General features: G+C 62.1%; 15 protein-coding genes and 1 pseudogene. 11 read left to right on the top strand and 5 right to left on the bottom strand.

The genetic code is table 11. From position 1 onward, the window contains the following. Both ABJF10_RS18670 and ABJF10_RS18665 read left to right on the top strand, forming a co-directional pair. Nucleotides 1-610, top strand: a 610-nt coding sequence (locus ABJF10_RS18670; RefSeq protein ID WP_348546114.1) for a hypothetical protein, incomplete at its 5' end; no start/stop codon positions are given. A 229-nt stretch (nt 611-839) separates the two neighbouring features. Then, nucleotides 840-1805, top strand: coding sequence for a DUF1353 domain-containing protein (locus tag ABJF10_RS18665; RefSeq protein ID WP_348546113.1), 966 nt, complete (start codon nt 840-842; stop codon nt 1803-1805). Here the strand turns inward: ABJF10_RS18665 and ABJF10_RS18660 are convergent. After that, nucleotides 1789-2607, bottom strand: coding sequence for a hypothetical protein (locus ABJF10_RS18660; protein WP_348546112.1), 819 nt, complete (start codon nt 2605-2607; stop codon nt 1789-1791). The two genes, ABJF10_RS18665 and ABJF10_RS18660, sit on opposite strands and share 17 nt — an antisense overlap. A 610-nt stretch (nt 2608-3217) precedes the next feature. On the opposite strand from ABJF10_RS18660, the gene ABJF10_RS18655 reads away from it, so the two are divergent. From ABJF10_RS18655 to ABJF10_RS18635, 5 genes are all read left to right on the top strand, one after another. Continuing rightward, nucleotides 3218-3418, top strand: coding sequence for a hypothetical protein (locus tag ABJF10_RS18655; protein WP_348546111.1), 201 nt, complete (start codon nt 3218-3220; stop codon nt 3416-3418). Between the two features lie 91 nt (nt 3419-3509). Further along, the gene (locus ABJF10_RS18650; protein ID WP_348546110.1) at nt 3510-4922 is read left to right on the top strand and encodes a tetratricopeptide repeat protein; all 1413 of its coding nucleotides are present in this window, start codon (nt 3510-3512) and stop codon (nt 4920-4922) included. A gap of 9 nt (nt 4923-4931) precedes the next feature. Beyond that, nucleotides 4932-5711, top strand: coding sequence for an ABC transporter substrate-binding protein (locus ABJF10_RS18645; protein WP_348546109.1), 780 nt, complete (start codon nt 4932-4934; stop codon nt 5709-5711). A gap of 48 nt (nt 5712-5759) precedes the next feature. Continuing rightward, nucleotides 5760-6725, top strand: a complete 966-nt coding sequence (locus ABJF10_RS18640; RefSeq protein WP_348546108.1) for a permease — start codon at nt 5760-5762, stop codon at nt 6723-6725. 54 nt (nt 6726-6779) lie between these two features. Then, nucleotides 6780-7697, top strand: coding sequence for a TIGR03943 family protein (locus ABJF10_RS18635; RefSeq protein WP_348546107.1), 918 nt, complete (start codon nt 6780-6782; stop codon nt 7695-7697). Nucleotides 7698-7730: 33 nt separating this feature from the next. Here the strand turns inward: ABJF10_RS18635 and ABJF10_RS18630 are convergent, their stop codons facing one another. Both ABJF10_RS18630 and ABJF10_RS18625 read right to left on the bottom strand, forming a co-directional pair. Then, the gene (locus ABJF10_RS18630; RefSeq protein WP_348546106.1) at nt 7731-9095 is read right to left on the bottom strand and encodes an FHA domain-containing serine/threonine-protein kinase; all 1365 of its coding nucleotides are present in this window, start codon (nt 9093-9095) and stop codon (nt 7731-7733) included. Continuing rightward, nucleotides 9092-12994, bottom strand: coding sequence for a family 16 glycoside hydrolase (locus tag ABJF10_RS18625; RefSeq protein WP_348546105.1), 3903 nt, complete (start codon nt 12992-12994; stop codon nt 9092-9094). Before ABJF10_RS18625 ends, ABJF10_RS18630 begins: the two co-directional genes overlap by 4 nt. Nucleotides 12995-13186: 192 nt before the next feature. On the opposite strand from ABJF10_RS18625, the gene ABJF10_RS18620 reads away from it, so the two are divergent. Beyond that, entirely contained in the window at nt 13187-13891 is a 705-nt protein-coding gene (locus tag ABJF10_RS18620) for a C4-type zinc ribbon domain-containing protein (RefSeq protein WP_348546104.1), read from the top strand. 67 nt (nt 13892-13958) lie between these two features. Then, nucleotides 13959-15371: a proteasome accessory factor PafA2 family protein gene (locus ABJF10_RS18615; protein ID WP_348546103.1), complete on the top strand. Its 1413-nt coding sequence runs from the start codon at nt 13959-13961 to the stop codon at nt 15369-15371. A gap of 87 nt (nt 15372-15458) precedes the next feature. Here the strand turns inward: ABJF10_RS18615 and ABJF10_RS18610 are convergent, their stop codons facing one another. After that, complete coding sequence (locus ABJF10_RS18610) at nt 15459-15983, bottom strand: GYF domain-containing protein (protein WP_348546102.1); 525 nt, start codon at nt 15981-15983, stop codon at nt 15459-15461. A gap of 2 nt (nt 15984-15985) precedes the next feature. Continuing rightward, nucleotides 15986-16516: a LysM peptidoglycan-binding domain-containing protein gene (locus ABJF10_RS18605; RefSeq protein WP_348546101.1), complete on the bottom strand. Its 531-nt coding sequence runs from the start codon at nt 16514-16516 to the stop codon at nt 15986-15988. Between the two features lie 124 nt (nt 16517-16640). Here ABJF10_RS18605 and ABJF10_RS18600 point away from each other — a divergent pair, with 124 nt between their 5' ends. Both ABJF10_RS18600 and ABJF10_RS18595 read left to right on the top strand, forming a co-directional pair. Then, nucleotides 16641-16817, top strand: a complete 177-nt coding sequence (locus ABJF10_RS18600; protein ID WP_348546100.1) for a ubiquitin-like protein UBact — start codon at nt 16641-16643, stop codon at nt 16815-16817. Then, nucleotides 16817-17188, top strand: a pseudogene (locus ABJF10_RS18595) (proteasome subunit alpha); the annotation flags it as partial. The gene ABJF10_RS18600 and the pseudogene ABJF10_RS18595, both read left to right, overlap by 1 nt.

Here is a 17188-nt window from a genome sequence, read left to right as displayed (position 1 = left end):
ATCGGTGACATCAGGCAGCCTGGTCCCTTTCGGTCGAGAAATACGCTCTGCTTCACCGATGGTCCGCCCATCGTTCGCCTTCGTGGTCGTGTTACTCGCATCCAGCGCCGGCGGCCATTCGGCAGCGCCAACCGAAAACACCGGACTGAAGGCAGCGCAGGCCAGAAACAAGGAAACTCGCCGGTGGAGGGGAGAACGCAATGGCTTCATGAGCGAAGAGGGAGAACTCTCTGCGTCTACCGGCCCGGCGAAAGGCGGTCAACCAATCCTCGCAATCGCCGGCAATTCCTCAATTCCGCGAATCATCCATCTCCTGCCGCCGATGTTCGACCCAGCAGGACCGATGCAGCGTGCTCCATTGCACCAGGGCCTTCTCAAAGCCGATGTCGTGACCGGCCTTTTCGCTTTGCAGCCATTTGAACCGCAGAACCTCGTCTCGTTCCGCCAGGAATTCCTTGTAAACCCGGGAGCCGTAAACGAGTGCCAGATCTTCTCTCGATGGAACGCCGGGCATGCTCATCGGATGAGTTCTCCGTCGAGGGATTTCCTTACCTCCACGGCGAACCTGCGCAACCAATGCCGATCCTGTGTGCTGATGACGGATTTCTGATCCACAAAAAGCAGCCAACTGCTGCCCACGGATTCCAGGCGAACGCGGCCTTTGGTGATGTTTCCGAGTTTCATTCTATAGAAGTATCGCCCGTCCTGATGCGCAGTGGCCGTATGGAATGTAGGGGATTTTCCGATGCCTCCCTAGGGGGCATACCGCTTTGTGCTCGCCAAGCCGGTATCTCCGGGGAGTCTGGTGGCCGGCAGCAAAACGGAAATCTCGATCCCTTATGAAGACGCGCACCTTACTCCCGGCGACCGGCCTTGGCCTGCTGCTGCTCGCCGGTTGCAGCACGCAAGCGACCTTCGACAAGGTACCCCAGACCGGCCGCTTTTCGGGCGAGCCGCGGATGGTGGCGATGGCGCCGGACACCTTTTTCTTTTTCCAGCCGAAGAAAGATCCGCCCTTCGCCTTCACCACCCATCGCAAGGACGAAGCGGTGCCGGCCAATGGCGGACGCGGGCAGTATCGCCTCGCGGACTGGAAGATCCAACCCGAGGACATCATCACCGATGGCGCGAGCGTCCCCCGGCAGCTCTGGAACGTGACCGGCTTTTCCGCGTTTGATTTCACCCGCGCCGCACTCATCCACGACTGGCTCTACGAGGCCCACCATCGCTACGTGATGGCCGGCGCGGCCTACGAGGCGGCGAAACTGCGGGGCAACACGCAGGCCATGCAGCGCAGCGCGGAAGACCGCCGCCACTACGAACCCTACAAGGACATCACCCAGGACGACGCGGCGGACATCTTCGCCGAGTGCGTGAAATCGGCGATGCTGGAGAGCGAGGAAATCGTCAAGGAATTCGACCTGCAGAAAAAGAACCGGTCCGGCGCGGCCCCGCCGGAATCCGCAAATCTCACGTCATTGAAGGATGCCTTTCACACCAATCGCCCGAGCGCGCTCACGCTCTGGGCCTATCATTACTTTGTGAGCAGCGATTGCCTCGTGGGAGCGAGCAAGCAGGCGTGGGAGGAGCGCAGCACCGACGTGGATATCTACCGCGTGCTGGCCAGCAAGAAAGTCGCCGCGCAGGCGGAGAAAAACGGCTACCTCTCGAAGTGGATGATCCATCGCTTCCGCGACATCTTGAAGCGCGAGGAGGAACGGCATCACGACTATCAGCAGGCCCTGCAGCAGGGCATCGCGGCCCAAACCACGCCGGCATTCCCGCCCGTCAAAAAGAATAACTGACCCGGGCCTCGAGCTTGAAATCGTAGAGGGTGAATTGCTTGACGATCGGGATGCTCACCTCCACCGAGGCGACGGTCCGCTGGTCGAGATTGCGGCCGATGAGGAAATCCGCCGGCAGAAACCATTTGTGCCCGCCGATGTTGTTCACGACGATGTCCTGCGAGGGAAAGAGCGTGAGAAACCAGCGGTCCGGCAGTTGGATATTCAGCGTGGGGCTGAACTGGAGCTGGCTCACGTGGTTGCGCCCGCCGTAACCGCCCGCATCGAAATCGTAGCGCACCACCGGTTGGAAAAAGGAACCCTTGGAGATTTCCGGCAGGAAGAAACGCGCGCCCATCAACGGTATGAGCCGGTACTTGCCCGACCCGAATTGATCTTCATTCGCCGTCGGGAAAAGCACGCGCAACCCGCCGCCGAAAGCGAAGCGCTCGTTCAGCGTATCGACGAGCACCGCTTCCGCGAGGACATCACCTGTGCCGAACTCAGTCCGCCCCTGCGGATTGTCCCGGCCCGTTCCATTGCTTAGCACGAAAGGCACATCGAGCCGCGTCGCGAGTTTCCAATCCTTGGAAAGCCGAATCGGCTGATCCCTGCGCAGAATGAACGTGCTCTGCCCAGTCCCGCCCGCCTTGTCCTGAAACTGATAGCGCAAATCGAACCGCTTGAGCGGCCGCGTGAAGTCCTCATCATTATTCGGCGGCTCCTCAGCCCGTCCATGTGTCCAGGGCCCCAGGGCCAAAAAAGAGACCGAAAGCAGGAAGAAAAGGGGAAAGGTGCGCGACATCACGGCTCGGACACGCATGTTTGGGCCTGCCAGGCCACGAAGTCGAGCCACGACGCCAGCCTGCGCTCGGCGATGGGGATTCGATCGTGCAGCGCGAGGCCCGCGAGGAGGAGGCTTGGGCGAGGGAGAGGCACCAGGCAAATCGCCAAGCGCACCCACGCTATCGCCCATTTTTCACTTGACTTTTTTGGAACGATGTGCGATGCTACGCCCACACTAAATAGGAGAGGAGTGAAGGGAGTTGGTGGCGTGGGGAGAGAGAGGTTCTTTGATACAACCTAACGGGAGCGGCTTGATGCAAATGAGATGCAACAAGACTTCCGGGCGTGGCGCGGGATCGACTGGCCGGCAGCCTTTATCGGCTTTGACTGGACCAGAGTAAATCCCTGCCGGGTCAAGGCCAGTCAAGGCTGGTAAAGGTCGAATTTTTTTGGGTGTCGCTGCCTCGACGCGTGGCGTGGAGACCCTCTTAATGCCATTCCATCGCATTTAGACGCTGGGGACGGAGGGGGATGGGAACACGGTTGCCGAGGCAGACGGCTGACCCAATCCCTCCCGACCGAACCCGCCCGACAATTGACCGTTGCCGCGGCATGGACTTTGCACTATGGAGTCTCCCCGAAACCCAATGGCCCTCATCCGCAATCTCTTTTGGACCGCGATTTTCCTCGCGGCGACGTTCGCCTTTACGGTGCTTTTCGAGCATGGGCCGACGGATTTCATCCCGAACGCCAAGAAGGAATTCGAGACCTTGAAGGCGATGGCCAGCACCAAACCTCTGGAGAAAAAGGATACCAGCGACAAGGTGCTGCCGCCGCTTCCCCGGTAAACCGGCCCATTTCGGGGGGGATTGTGATTTTTGGCGCACGAGGCATTGTCAAATTTGGGAAGTCGATGCTAGTTTGGTTGGCCCCAGATTTATGCCCATCACTACAGACAAGGACCTTTCGGAAAATTCGCGTGCGCTTTGGCTGAAGGCCATGCACGCCGTCGAGCTGCGCAACTACGGCTACGCCATCTCGCTCATTCAAAATATTCTCAAGGAAGCGCCCGGCTTTCTCAATGCGCGCAAGACGCTGCGCAAGGTCGAGATCATCGCGACCAAGGGAAAGAAGAGTTTCCTCAGCGGCCTGTCGACGGCCTCGATGAAGGGCGCCGGCATGGTGAAGAAAGATCCGGTCGCCGCGATGGAGCTGGCGGAGAAAAACCTGGAGACCGATCCGACGAACGTGCAGATCAATCACCTGCTGAAGGACGCCTCGAAGGCGGCTGGCCTGCCGGAGGTCGCCGCCTTTGCGCTCGAGACGATCATCGAGGCGAACCCGACGGACACCAAGACGATGCACGAGCTCGGCGAGCATTACCTCACGATGGGCAAGGCCGACGAAGCGGTGACGATTTACAGCAAGATCGCGGAGATGAACCCGGGCGACCTCACCGCCGTGAAACGCAGCAAGGACGCCGCGGCGACGGCTTCCATGAAGAGCGGCGGCTGGGACACGGCGCAGAGCTATCGCGACTTGATGAAGAACAAGGACGAGGCGATCTCGCTCGAACAAAAGAGCCGCGTCGTCAAGAGCGTGGACATGATCGACGAGCAGCTCGGCGAGCTGACCCCGCAGTCGGAAGCCGCACCGGACAACATCGACCTGATGAAGCGCATCGCCAAGCTGTGGGAAGACCGCTTCGAGCAGAAACAGGACGAGGAGAGCCTCAATGGCGCCCTCTATTATTACAGCCAAACCAACGAACTCGGGGGCGGTTCGGATCCGGCCGTGGTCCGCAAGTTGAGCACTTTGCAACTCCAGGGGATCGACCTGCGCATGAAGTCCATCGAGGACTGGCTGGCTGGGGACGGCGCCGAGCACGAGGAGGCCGAAGCCTACAAGACCGAGTTGGAGGATCTGAGAGCGCAGAAAGCCGGGCAGTTGATTTCCGAGGCAAAAAAGCGCGTGGAGCGCAACCCCACCGATCTGCAATTGCGCTTCGAGCTCGGCGAGCAACTCGTGCGCGCCCGGCAGTACACCGAGGCCATCCAGGAATTGCAGCGCGCCAAGCAAAACCCGAATGCCCGCCTCAAGGCGATGAACCTTCTCGGCCAGTGCTACACGGAGAAGAACATGCTCGATCTCGCGGTGAAGCAATTCCAGGAGGCCGCCGCCGAAATCCTCGCGATGGACGCGACCAAGAAGGAAATCCTCTACAAGCTCGGCCAGGTGTTCGAGCGCATGGGCAAGAAGGTCGAAGCGCTCGACTGCATGAAGGCCATCTACGAAGTCGATTACGGCTACCTGGACGTCGCCCAGCGGGTGGAGCAATCCTACGGATCCTAAGCTGGCCGCGTGCGCATCGTCTGCCTGAGCGCGGAAGCGGCGGACGTGTGTGCCCGCCTCGGTGCGTGGGAAGATGTGGTGGCCGTCAGCGCCTTCGCCTCGCAAGCGGGGCTCGCGCCGCGACCGGTCATCGGTGGTTTTTCGACGACGGATTGCGAGCGGGTCTCCGCCTTGCAGCTGGATCTGGTCATTTGCTTTTCCGATGTGCAGGCGGACATCGCGGCGCAATTGATCCGCTGCGGTTGCACCGTGCTCACGACAAACCAACGCACGCTCGCCGAGATCGCGGACGCGATTCGCTTGATCGGCGGCGCGATCGGACGCGCCTCCGCTGCCGAAGAGCTGGCTGGCCAATATCTCGCGGAACTGGCCGCGCTAAAAAGCTCCGCCGCCCCACGGCCCCGCGTCTATTTCGAGGAATGGCCGGAACCCCTCATCAGCGCGATCGGCTGGGTCGGAGAATTGATCGAGCACTGCGGCGGCGTGGACGTTTTTGCCGGGCGTCGCGGGCAGGCTTCCCGGGAGCGCGTGGTCACGCCGGAGGAAGTGATCGCCGCTGATCCGGACATCATCCTCGCAAGCTGGTGTGGTCAGCGGGTCGATATCGGCGCCCTTCGCGCACGTCCCGGTTTCGCCCAGATCCAGGCGGTGCAAGACGACCAGATCCACGCCATCCCTTCCGATTTGCTCCTCCAACCCGGTCCCCGCGTCCTTGAGGGCGGACGTGAATTGCGCCGCCTCCTCGACGGGTGGCGCGCTTGCATCCCAACCCCCGCGCATCCAACGTAGCGCACTCTTTTCCCAAGAATCCGACCCCCGCGACGATTCACCTTTCACATGCCCTGGTTCTCGTTCCACTTCGACGACTTCGCCGTCTCCTTTCTCAGCGTGCTTTTTGAGGGCATCCCCTTCCTCCTGCTCGGCTCGCTCATCTCCGGCTTTGTCGACGTCTTCGTCTCCTCCGAGCGCATCGCCAAAATGCTCCCGAAAAGCCCCGCCGCCTCGATCCTGCTCTGCGGAGCCCTCGGGTTGGTGTTCCCGATGTGCGAATGCGGCAGCGTGGTCGTCGTCCGGCGCTTTATCAAAAAGGGCCTGCCGCTCTCCAGCGCGGTCACCTACATGCTGGCCGCGCCCATCGTCAGCCCGATCGTGGCCTTCAGCACCTATGCCGCCTTCAAGGGGCAGGACCCGGGGCAAATGACGATGCTCCGGCTCACCCTTGGCTTTCTCGTCGCGGCCGCGGTCGGCTTCGTCGTCCTGCGGCTGCCGGCATCTTCCATCCTCATCTCCAGCGGCCCGGTGGAAACCAAGGCGCGCCGCCGCGCCGGCTTCAGCATGACCGCCGCACCCGCCGGCGAGACGACGGATTTCGCCTCCATCGCCCAAGCCGCGGGCTTCCGGCAAAAGATGCTCCTCGTCGTCCAGTCGGCCACGGCGGACCTGCTCGACGTCACGGTCTTCCTCATCATCGGCGCGGCGGTCGCCAGCGTGTTCAACACCGCGGTGAACCAGGAGATCATTCTCCCCTTCGCCACCAATCCCCCGGTCGCCATCGCCTCGCTCATGGTCCTGCGCTCGTTGCTCTCCATCTGCAGCACCACCGACGCGTTCATCATCAAGACCTTCGCCACCTTCCCCATGGCCGCCAAGTTGGCCGCCCTCGTCTACGGCCCGCTCTTCGATTTCAAGCTCTTCTGGCTCTACAGCTCGATCTTCAAGACCCGCGCGGTCATCGCCCTCGGCGTCGGGCTCTTCATTGTCATCTTCCTCATCTGCTGGCGCATCTCCGCGCTGAACATGTGATCCCCATTCGCCTTTTGATATTCCCCGGACTTCACCTATAATGCACCCACGCCTATGAACGCCGCCTTTCGCCGCTGGCTCCCCTGCGCCACTCTCGCCACCTGGAGCGCCATCCTCCTCACCTTCTGCGCCTCCGGACGAATGAAAGCGCTGCTCACCCCGGACTTCCGTGTCGGCGCGGTCATCGCCGGCATCGTCATGGGTCTGATGGCCCTCGTTTTCCTCCTCTTCCCTGCGGATGCCAACTGCTGTTCTTCCGCCGAATGCGGACACGCCTTTTTCCGGCGGTCCACGGGCAAAGTCGTCACCTTCCTGATCCTGCTCCTGCCCATTACCACCGCGGCGATGTTTTCACCCTCCGGCTACAGCGGGAACGTGGTGAAAAACCGCATGGCGATCACCGATGCCTCGCAGCTCGGCTTCAATCCCCGCAGCGGCCAGTCGAAGCCGATGGAGATGCCGCTGCCGACCAAGGATCCGAACACCACGCCCGCACCGGACACCGCCCAAGCCGCACCCACCCCGCAATCCGCGCCGCCTTCACCAACTCCCGCCCAAGCCCAAACGTCGGCGCAACCTCCCGCCCCGCAGGATTACCTCCAGCGCACGCCCGACGGCCACATCGTCGCCGAGGTGCTCGACCTCCTCTACGCCGCGCAGGACAACGCCCTGCGCAAGGATTTCGAAGGCAAGCCCGTCGAGCTCATCGGCCAGCTCATGCCCGATGCCACGAACAACGCCAGTGGCAAGCGCTTCAAGGCCGTGCGCATGTTCATGACCTGCTGCGCCGCCGATGCCCGCCCCGTGGCCGTGCTCGCCGAAGGCGAGTCCAAGGTGACCTTGCCCGAGATGTCGTGGATCAAGATCACCGGCACCGCGACATTCCCCGTGGAAAATGGCAAGCGCATCGCCGTGCTCAAGGCCGAGCGCGTCGAGAAGTGCAATCCTCCCGAGGAGACGATGCTGTATTGAGGAGCCAGTGAGCGACCAGCCCGCGCCGGTCTTTTAACTCTCCACTTTCCCGCTTTTCCCGCGGAACCAGCCCTCGAAGCCGAATCGCCCGGCGCCATCCGCCTGGCAATCCCGCAAGGCCACTTGCATGTCCCGGACCGTGGCGTAGCGGGCGGCGGGATCGAGGGACAGCGCTTTCATCGCGATGGCCGCGAGACCAGCGGGCAGCCGGCCTTGCGGGAGATGCTTCGGCGGGTCGCGGCGCACCAGTTCCGCCAGTGGCGGAATGCGGCCGGCCACAACATTTTCCAGGATCTCCGGCACATCGGCGCCGACCACGGGCGCGCGCAAGCTGAGGATCACATAGAGCAGCCCGCCGAGACTGTAGACATCGGAGCGCGCATTGACGCTGTGCGATCTCCCCGACGCTTGTTCCGGCGACATGTATTGCGGTGTGCCGATGGCCGACCCGACCTCCGTGCCGAAACGTTCTTCATCCTGGCGCAGCGACTTGACCATGGTGCGCACACCCGACTCGAGGGCGCTGCCGTGGGCGCTTTGGCCCAGCGGTTTGGCCAGCCCCCAGTCCATCACCACTGTCTCACCAAATTCGCCGAGCATGATGTTGTCGGGCTTCAAATCGCGATGCACCACGCCCTTCGAGTGCGCGTAAGCCAGCGCGTCGCAGACCCTCGAAAGAATGCCGAGCAGGTCCTCCAGTCCGTAGCGCTGGAGCACTTCGGGCCGCTCCAGCCGCAGGCCCTCCAGCACATTCGACAGCGATTCGCCGCGCATCAGCTTCATCACGTAAAAGGGCTTGTCCAACTCGTTCACGTTCAGCTCGTAGATGGGAATGATATTGGGATGCTCGAGCTGCGCGGTGATTTGCGCTTCCTCGACAAAACGGGCGACGTCCTCATCGGTCTTCGCTTCCAGCAGCACCTTCATCGCCACCCTCCGGCGGGTGGCCAGGTCCTCCGCCTCCAGCACCGCACCCATGCCGCCCATCCCGATGATGCCATGGATCTTGTATTTGCGTTCGCCGCGCATTTCCGTGGGCAGATAGCGCAGCAGCGCCGCTGTCTGCGGAGCGAGTGAGTGCGAGGCATCGTTCATCTGGAGACGGCGCAGGCGCAATTGCACATTGCCCACGCGAATTTCCTGCTGGGGAAAAACCAGCGTCGCTTCCGTGATCGCCCGGCCGCCGACGAAGGTCCCATTGGCGCTGTCGAAGTCCTCGATCAACCAGTCGAAATAGCTCAACGAGAGCTGCCCATGCCGACGCGAAATCTTGTCCGAATTCAACCGGATCGCCATGCCGACCTCGCGCCCGATGACGTATTCGCCGGGCGGAAACGTGGAGCGGAAAATCTCTTCGCCGTCGCGGGTCGCGACGACTTCAGTCTGGGGGATGATCATGGCGCGGACAGCAGCTTGAGGCGGATGTTTTTGAACTGTACTTTCTGCGGAGAGCCGGCGTGCAGTTGCAAGGCCAGCACCCCCGACAGGGCCCGCGCCTTCTCGTCGTCGTCGGTCAGGTCGATGCTGATATCGCCGTTGAGCTTTTGGATGAGGTGGTTTCCCTGCGCGATGATGACGAGGTCGTTCCAGTCATTCGCCCGAAATTTAAACGGCGTGCTGAAGTTTCCGAGTAACTGCTTCCGGTCATCCGCCGTCATCAGCACCTTCTCTCCCAAGTTGGCCAGGAACAAGCCGCCAGGATTTCCGCCCAAGGCCTTGCGCTGGCCCCCTTCCTCGTAGAGAGCGCCGTTCGTGCCTGTTTTCACCGTTTCAATCTCATATTGATAGCCCAGCACTTTCCACCTCGCGGCGTCGACGACCCGGCTCCGATACTGCACGCCGGAATTACCGGCGTTCACCTTGAAGGAAAGTCGCAACTCGAAATCGCTCGGCTTGCCGCCCGTCCAAATCGCGAAGGTATTGGCCGGGACAATCCGATTCGATTCACATTCGCCCGTGATCGCCCCTTCTCGCACGGACCAAAAGCGGGGATCGGCATCCCAACCCGTGAGGTCGCGCCCGTTGAAAAGGGAGGTGAAACCTTCCCCATCGACCGGGCCTTTCAGCGCCGGCTGAGGGGGAGCCACCTGCACGCTGGGGCCGGCCCGAGCCGGCCTCAGCAACTGGCCCTGGCCGGTGATCTCCAGGACTTCCAGCGCGTGAATCGTCGCCGCGGTGCTCAAGGTCCCGACGCCCAGCCGGGCATCGTCGCGCAGCTTCCAGTTCATCCACGGCCCCATGTCGCTGTAGTTGGTCTTCCACTCGGCAATCAGCGCGCCGTCGATGTAGGCCTTCAGGCCGTCATTCCTCACTTGCACGAGGGACGTGTATTTCCGGTTTTTCTCCAGATGGAAACGCTTGGTCGTGGGATTCTGGGCCGCGTTCTTGCCCGCGATCGTCTGAAAACCAAAAAAAACCCCGTTCCCGCCCATCTGCCACTCAAACGCCCGTCCCCCTCGCGAGAGCATTTGGCTGATCTCGCCGACACCCTCCAGATAGGTAAAGGTCACGCTATAGTCGTATTCGGCTGGAGGCCGATAAGGCAGTTCCAGTTTGGCCAGGCCATTCCCCGGGGTAAACGATCCGTCGGCCTTAGCCACGAACGTCCCGGACACGGTGTCCGCCGGGAGGTCGACGGAGGAGAGAAGATTGATGACGTTTTTTCCACGGACCTCCGCCGGAGTCGCCGCCGCCAACGGAGTCGAGGCGTTGAGTTCCTTAATGCGAAAATTGCGGAACTGCAAGCCTCCCACCTTGTACTCCTGCAGCCCGATATAACCGGATGTCCGCCGGTTCCCGGTGAAATCATTCACCAGGATCCCATTCACCTTCACCAAGTAATGTTGACTCACCACGCTGATCTCCAACTCATTCCAGTCCCGCTTGTTTTGCGGCACGGAGGTGGGTGCCTTGAGGCCACAGATCGCCCCCGTCATTTCCACCGGATTAGGATCTTCGGAGACATCGATTTGATACCCAGCCGTCATGGAGGCAAACCCGTCGCCTTCCGGACGCGGGCACCGGACGAAAACGCCCGAGTTGGCCATCGGCGTCGCAATCCGAAATTCCGTCTTGAGGACAAAGTCGTTGTAGGGCTCCCGCATGTACCACCAGCTTCCGCCTGGTTTTTTCGTCAGCCAGGAAGTGGCCACACCATCCTGCACCGAGAATCCTCCATTCCCCAGTTCCTTCCAGGCGGCAAGATGCTCGCTGTCGAACAGCGCGACGAAGCCTTCCGCATCCGGACCGCGCGATGGTGCGGGTGTGGCCGGTGCCGTGGTAGGAGCAGGCGTGGATACGGGCTTTGCCGTCGCGATGGGTGGAACTGTTGTCTTCGCGCCCCTATTCACCGCGGCCAGCACACAACGCAGACCGCTGCGCGGGCTGGCCGTCGCCGCGCTACGATTGACGCGATTGCTCGAGGTCAGTCCGGTCGGTGCGTCCCACGGCGAATCGCGCATCGTCTTTTCGTCGTGCTTTTGGTTGTACCAGTCCTCGCACCATTCCCACGCGTTGCCCCCCATGTCGTAGAGTCCGTAGCGGTTCGACTGAAAGGAGCCGACGGGCGCCGTTTCGACGTAGCCATCTTTGTAGCCGGGGATCGGCTTGCCGATGTAGGAGTACTTTCCCGCCGCCAGGGCGGGCTTCATCTCGTCGCCCGGATAGTTGCCCGCGCCGGGCGGCGGCGGCCATTGCGTCCCCCACGGATATACATCCCGAATCTTTCCGTTCTTTTCTTCCGGCGTTTTCTCCGGGTCTTCCCGATCGCCAATGCCGACCGCGCAACTCCACTCATAATCGCTCGGGAGCCGGTACGCTTCGTCGACACCCAACCGGCCCACCTTGCGCTCGCGCTCCGTGAGCCATCCGCAGAACGCCTGGGCGCCATCCCAGGTGACCTCGACCGCCGGGTGCATGGGGCCCTGCTCGAAACCCGGCTTTCCCCACTGGTAATTCGTCTCCCGGGCAAACGTCTCATAGTCCTGCACCCGCGTTTCCCAGACGCTGAAGAGCACTCGCTGCCCGACTGTCGGACCGCCGATGATCGGGACCGGCACGAACTTCATGCCGAGGGAATTGACGAAGGGTGCCTCCTTGGTCGCCTGCGCAAACGTCGCGCCGGAGGGCTGAATAACGGGCGAGGTGTCCACCTTCGGAGCGGGCGTGGTGATCTTTGCCAGAGCGGGCGTGGAGGGAGCGGAAAGGGTGGCGACGTCCTTGACGGAGAGGGGCGCCGCCTTTTTCCACGGTTGCCACAACGCCAGCCCAGCGGCGACCCCAACGAAACCGGCCACGAGCGCCGGAATTTTCCAAGCCTTGCCCGCTACGGGCGCGACTTTCGCCGCGCTGCGGTTCGCCGCCTTGGAGGATCGTGGCGCGGGAGCGGCGGATGCCTCGGGCGCACCCGGCATCGGCACGACCATCGACATCGCCGCCGCCGCGGAAGCCGAGGGTGGATCGAGTCGTTCACCCACCCACAGCAATTGCTGCAGCAGCACTTCGTAGCTCTCGTGCCGTTCCTCCGGCTTTTTGCGCAGCATGCGGTCGAGCAGGCCGACCAGCGCCGGCGGGCACTCCGGCCACACGGTTTGGATCTTCGGCGCCGCCTGTGTGATGTGCTGGATCATCACCGACATCGCGCTGTCGCCCCGATAGGGAGTCTGGCCGGAGACCGCGTGGAAAATGGTGCAACCGAGGCTGTAGATGTCGGCGCGGAAATCGATCTCCTTGTTCCCCACCGCCTGCTCCGGGCTCACGTAATAGGGCGTGCCCATCGTCGTGCCGGTCTGGGTGAGGCCCGCTCCGTCCGTCGAGAGCACTTTCGCCAGGCCGAGGTCGCCCAGCTTCACGTCGCCTTCGCGGGAGAGGAAAATGTTGTCGGGCTTGATATCGCGATGGACGACCCCCGCCTTTTTCCACGCGTAATCGAGGGCCTGCGCAATGTAGTGGGCGACCGCCAGCACCTGGCGCGCATCGACGCGGCCTTTCCGCTCGAGCCGCGCCCCGAGCGACTCGCCCTCCACGAATTCCATGGCAAAATAGTGCGCACCCTCATCCTGCCCCGCGGCATAGATCTGGACGATATTCGGGTGGTTGAGCGCGGCCGCCGCCGAGGCCTCGCGCTTGAAGCGCGCCACGAAATCCGCATCCCCCGCATAGTGCGCCGGCAGGAGCTTCAAGGCGACCACGCGCCCGAGCGAGCTCTGGTGCGCCTTGTAAACCGCGCCCATCGCTCCCTGCCCGATCTTCTCAAGGATCGTAAACTCACCAAGTTGTGTCGGATCCGTGGGACGCATTTTTACGCAGCGCTGGTGTAGGCAACTGGCCACAAAATCGCCAGCGGAAAGGGCGCCCGGGGCACGATAGGAGTCGATGACCCGGAGCGCCGCCAGCTCCCGGCCCCGCGACGGTCTATCAACTATCCACCATCAACTATCAACTTCTCCCCGTTGACGCCCCCCTCGTCTTCCCGCAATATCCCTTCCCCAATGCTCCCGGAAATCGAAAAGCTCCTCGTCCTGCAAGATCGTGACCGCAAAATTCGCGCGCTGAAACAAGAGTTGAAACTTGCGCCGCTGGAGCGCAAGGAACTCGATGAAAAGCTGGCGGAGGCCTTGAAGAAATTCGAGGCGGTGAAGCTCAAGGCCAAGGAAATCGAGGTGGAGCGCAAGAAGCTGGAGGTGGAGGTGCAGGCCAAGCGGGACTCGATCAACAAATTCCAAACGCAGAAATTCCAGACGCGCAAGAACGAGGAATTCCAGGCGCTGAACAACGAGATCAAGCGCTACGAAGGCGATATCTCCTCCATCGAGGATCGCGAACTCGAACTGATGGAGAGCGGGGACAAAGCGAAGACGACGATCGCCGAGACGGATAAGGAAACGCAGGCCGTGAAGACGCAGGTCGAGCGGCAACTGGCCGATATCGCCGGTAAAATCGACGCGGTGGGCGTGCAACTCAAGGAGCTCGAGGCCGAGCGCGCCCGGCTCGCCGAGAATGTGGACGAGGATTTGCTCGATACTTTCAACGGTCTCTTCTCCACCAAGAGCGAAGCGGTGGTCGCCCTGGAGCATGGCGTCTGCATGGGCTGCCATATGACGCTCACCACGCAAACGATGGTCCGCGTGAAGGGCAACCGCGAGATCGTGAACTGCGAGCAGTGCGGCCGGATTCTTTACCCGGGCGAGGAGTAAAAGTGAGCGTGAAAAATGACCTGCGCTCGACGAAACTCGCCGCTGTCATCTTCACTCCTCACTTTGCATGAACCGCGTCGTCGGCATCGAAACTGAATACGGCTGCCTAGTCAGTGGCGAGACCGTGCCGGGTCCCGACGCCTGGCCGGCGCGGGTGAAGAACTACCTTTTCAAAAAGGCCAGGGCCGGGGTGATCGACCTCCACTATCGCGATTACGAAGAGCCGCCGGGCAACGGCGGCTTTTTGCTGAACGGCGGGCGGCTCTATATCGACATGGGCCATCTCGAATACTCCTCGCCCGAATGCCGCACGGTGGAGGATTCCGTGGCCTACGACCTGGCGGGCGACCAGTTGCTCCAATCGGCGCTCGAGGCGCTCGGCGTGAGCGAAGAGGTCGCCTTCATCAAGAACAACGTCGATCATCACACCGGCGCGACCTTCGGCTGCCACGAGAATTATCTCATGAAGCGCGAGCTGCAATTCAGCCCGCGGCTGCTCGGCACGCTGCTTTCCTTTCTCGCCACGCGCCAGCTTTTCACCGGCGCAGGACGCGTGGGCCAGGCGAGCCCGCTGGCTTTCGATTTCGAGCCGACGCCCAATACCGGCGCGGTGCCCTTCCAGCTCAGCCAGCGCGCCGATCATATCGTCAACGACATCTACCAGTGGGTGCAATTCAACCGCGCGATCATCAATGCGCGCGACGAGCCGCTCGCGGACTACCGCAAATATCGCCGGCTGCACCTGCTCATCGGCGACTCGAACATGTCGCCCTTTGCCACCGCGCTGAAGGTCGGCACGACCGCGCTCATTCTCACGCTGCTCGAGGAAGGCAACCTGCCAGACGACGTGATCCTGCTCGATGCCGTGCTGGCTACCCGGCAGATCTCGCACGAAGGCACCGGGCATGCCGTGGTGCAATTGGAAGATGGCCGCACGCGCTCGGCGCTCGACGTTCAACGCGAGTTCCACGCCCACACCCAACAGGCGCTCGGCGGACGCGACGAGGAGACCGACTGGATCCTGGAGACGTGGGCCTTCACCCTCGATGCGCTGGCCAACAAACCAGAGCTCTTGCTCGGCGGCGTCGATTGGGTTTCCAAGAAATGGCTGCTCGAAACTTTCCGCGAAAGCGAGGGACTAAGCTGGCGGGATCCGTGGCTGCAGAGCCTCGACCTCGAGTACCACAACATCAATCCGGCCAAGGGCCTCTTCTTCGCCATCACCGCGGCCAAAGGCATCGGCGAATTCAACCAGCGCATGCGCCGCCCCGCCGCCATGATGCACGCCCCAGCCGATACGCGCGCCTGCGGCCGCGGCCTGGCCGTCTCCATCTTCCAGGACCGCAAGCTCCCTTACGTGATCAACTGGGATTCCATCTCCCTGGACAACACCCCCTACCTGCCGATGCCCGATCCGTTCGACACCTACACCGGGCACGTCAAGACGCTGCTCGACGCCCCGCTGGAGCCGCTGGGGTAGCGGACCCTGCAATTTTAATTCCAGAAATTAGCGACCGCAGATACGTAAGTTGTATATGTTCCACATATACAGCGACTTACGTAACGGCTACATCGACGCCGCGCGCGTGATCTCGTTGAGCTTCGTCTCGAGCCGTTCCACCAAGTGTTCCGCCTGCTCGCGCGCCCGGCGCTCATCCATGAGCGTTTCCTCGAGCTCGCGCACGCGTTGCTGGAGATTGACGCGAATGCTGGTCCGCACGGGTTGCTGCATCGCGTCCTCGTCCGGGGCGGCCGCTTGCAACTCGGGAATGTCCTTGATGATCACCACCGAGCCGTCGCGGCAGTTGGTCACCGGCGTGTCGCCGTTGATCTCGCCGATCTGCAAAAACTCCCGCACCGCGCCGAGGGTGGTCGGGCCGTAAAACTGGTCGGGGCTCACCTCGATCAAATAGTCCATGCCCAGCTCGGGCACCATCGGCGCTTTCATCCAGTTCTTCTCGTCACTGGAGACTTTGTCGAGCGGCGACACCTGCGCGTCCGAGGCCCATTCGTGCAACTGATCAAAAGTGATCGGCCCAAAAATGCTGCCGTCTTCGTTCTTCATCAAATACCAGGTAGCGGCGGATTCCATAATCAAGGGTTCTCTTTCTTATCGGTCGGTTCAGGGGTTTTGGCGGTAGGCACGGAAAGAATCTGGCCGATCTGGAGCCGGCGCTCGTTGTCGATCTTGTTGGCGGTCTTCAGGTCAGCAATGGATATGTTGTAGTGCTTCGCTATCGAGGTCAACGTCTCACCTTTGGCAACCGTGTGTTTGGCGCCCGGCACGGCTTCCGCTTTTGGAACCGCTTCACCTTTAGCCGCTTCCGCGGTGGCGTCGGTGGGCCGCTTGCTGCTTTCGATGGAAGTCGCGGGCCCAGTTGGCTCTGTGGGCTCAGTTGGCTTGGTTGCGGAATCCGCGCTTTTCTCCCCACTTTTTTGCATTTCCACCGCCCGGGTGAGCTTTCCCACCTGCTCGGTGAGCAATTCGATCTGCTTCGACTGCTGCTGCACGGCTTGCCAGAGATCATGCAGATCCGGCGCAGGCACCGGTTCACCGGCCCGCAGACGTGGAACGCCGGTGGCAACAACACCCAAGGCCAGAAGCAACGGAAAGACGCGGCGCATGAAAACTGTTTCTCATCTTCGCACGGTGCTGGCAAGCGCGGCACCGCATTTTCGTCCGCAAATTTTCCGCGAAACCCAGGCGTCGACCTTGCTCTTTTCGCGCGCCGCACGTAAGATTGGGCATATGCCTGACCGGACGCAACGACCCGTCGGCCCCGCTCCGTGGGGCCCGCAGCAGGGTGATGGAGGTGGGCCCAAGTCGCCCGACGTCTCCAAGCCCGACACCAAGGATCTCCTCCAACGCATGCGCAAGGTGGATCCCAACCAATCGAAGCGCTACCGCCAGCGCACCGGCCAATAATGGAACTCACCGCCGCGCGGTCATCGCTCTCGCCGGAGGCGGGAGATTTCGCGGCGCTCCTCCGCGAGCGGGGACTTTATCCGCAAATCGCCCGCACCTCTGCTGTCGCCGCGAGCGCCGCCTCACCAGCCGTGCAGACGCAGGCCACCACGATCTGCGCCTTCAAGTTCGCGGGCGGTGTGCTCGTCGCCGGGGATCGCCGCGCCACCGCGGGCAATGTCGTCGTTTACGATCGCGCGGACAAAGTGCTGGAGATCGACTCGCACTCGCTCATGGCCATCGCCGGCGTCCCGGCCACCGCTTGGGAAATGGCGCGCGTGCTCGAGCATTCGTTCCAGTTTTACCGTCGCAGTCAGCTCCAGGAAATGAGC

The sequence above is a fragment of the Chthoniobacter sp. genome (genome assembly GCF_040003245.1).
Classification (GTDB): domain Bacteria; phylum Verrucomicrobiota; class Verrucomicrobiia; order Chthoniobacterales; family Chthoniobacteraceae; genus Chthoniobacter.
Note: the sequence above shows the minus strand (reverse complement) of the source record. Positions and strands in the feature narration are given on the sequence as shown.

Bases quoted from the DNA above. Each gene is read 5' to 3' on its own strand.
- ABJF10_RS18615 (WP_348546103.1), top strand. From the start codon at position 13,959: ATGAACCGCGTCGTCGGCATCGAAACTGAATACGGCTGCCTAGTCAGT.
- ABJF10_RS18665 (WP_348546113.1), top strand. From the start codon at position 840: ATGAAGACGCGCACCTTACTCCCGGCGACCGGCCTTGGCCTGCTGCTG.
- ABJF10_RS18655 (WP_348546111.1), top strand. From the start codon at position 3,218: ATGGCCCTCATCCGCAATCTCTTTTGGACCGCGATTTTCCTCGCGGCG.
- ABJF10_RS18600 (WP_348546100.1), top strand. From the start codon at position 16,641: ATGCCTGACCGGACGCAACGACCCGTCGGCCCCGCTCCGTGGGGCCCG.
- ABJF10_RS18605 (WP_348546101.1), bottom strand. From the start codon at position 16,516: ATGCGCCGCGTCTTTCCGTTGCTTCTGGCCTTGGGTGTTGTTGCCACC.
- ABJF10_RS18610 (WP_348546102.1), bottom strand. From the start codon at position 15,983: ATGGAATCCGCCGCTACCTGGTATTTGATGAAGAACGAAGACGGCAGC.
- ABJF10_RS18625 (WP_348546105.1), bottom strand. From the start codon at position 12,994: ATGCGTCCCACGGATCCGACACAACTTGGTGAGTTTACGATCCTTGAG.
- ABJF10_RS18650 (WP_348546110.1), top strand. From the start codon at position 3,510: ATGCCCATCACTACAGACAAGGACCTTTCGGAAAATTCGCGTGCGCTT.
- ABJF10_RS18620 (WP_348546104.1), top strand. From the start codon at position 13,187: ATGCTCCCGGAAATCGAAAAGCTCCTCGTCCTGCAAGATCGTGACCGC.
- ABJF10_RS18640 (WP_348546108.1), top strand. From the start codon at position 5,760: ATGCCCTGGTTCTCGTTCCACTTCGACGACTTCGCCGTCTCCTTTCTC.
- ABJF10_RS18630 (WP_348546106.1), bottom strand. From the start codon at position 9,095: ATGATCATCCCCCAGACTGAAGTCGTCGCGACCCGCGACGGCGAAGAG.
- ABJF10_RS18660 (WP_348546112.1), bottom strand. From the start codon at position 2,607: ATGCGTGTCCGAGCCGTGATGTCGCGCACCTTTCCCCTTTTCTTCCTG.
- ABJF10_RS18635 (WP_348546107.1), top strand. From the start codon at position 6,780: ATGAACGCCGCCTTTCGCCGCTGGCTCCCCTGCGCCACTCTCGCCACC.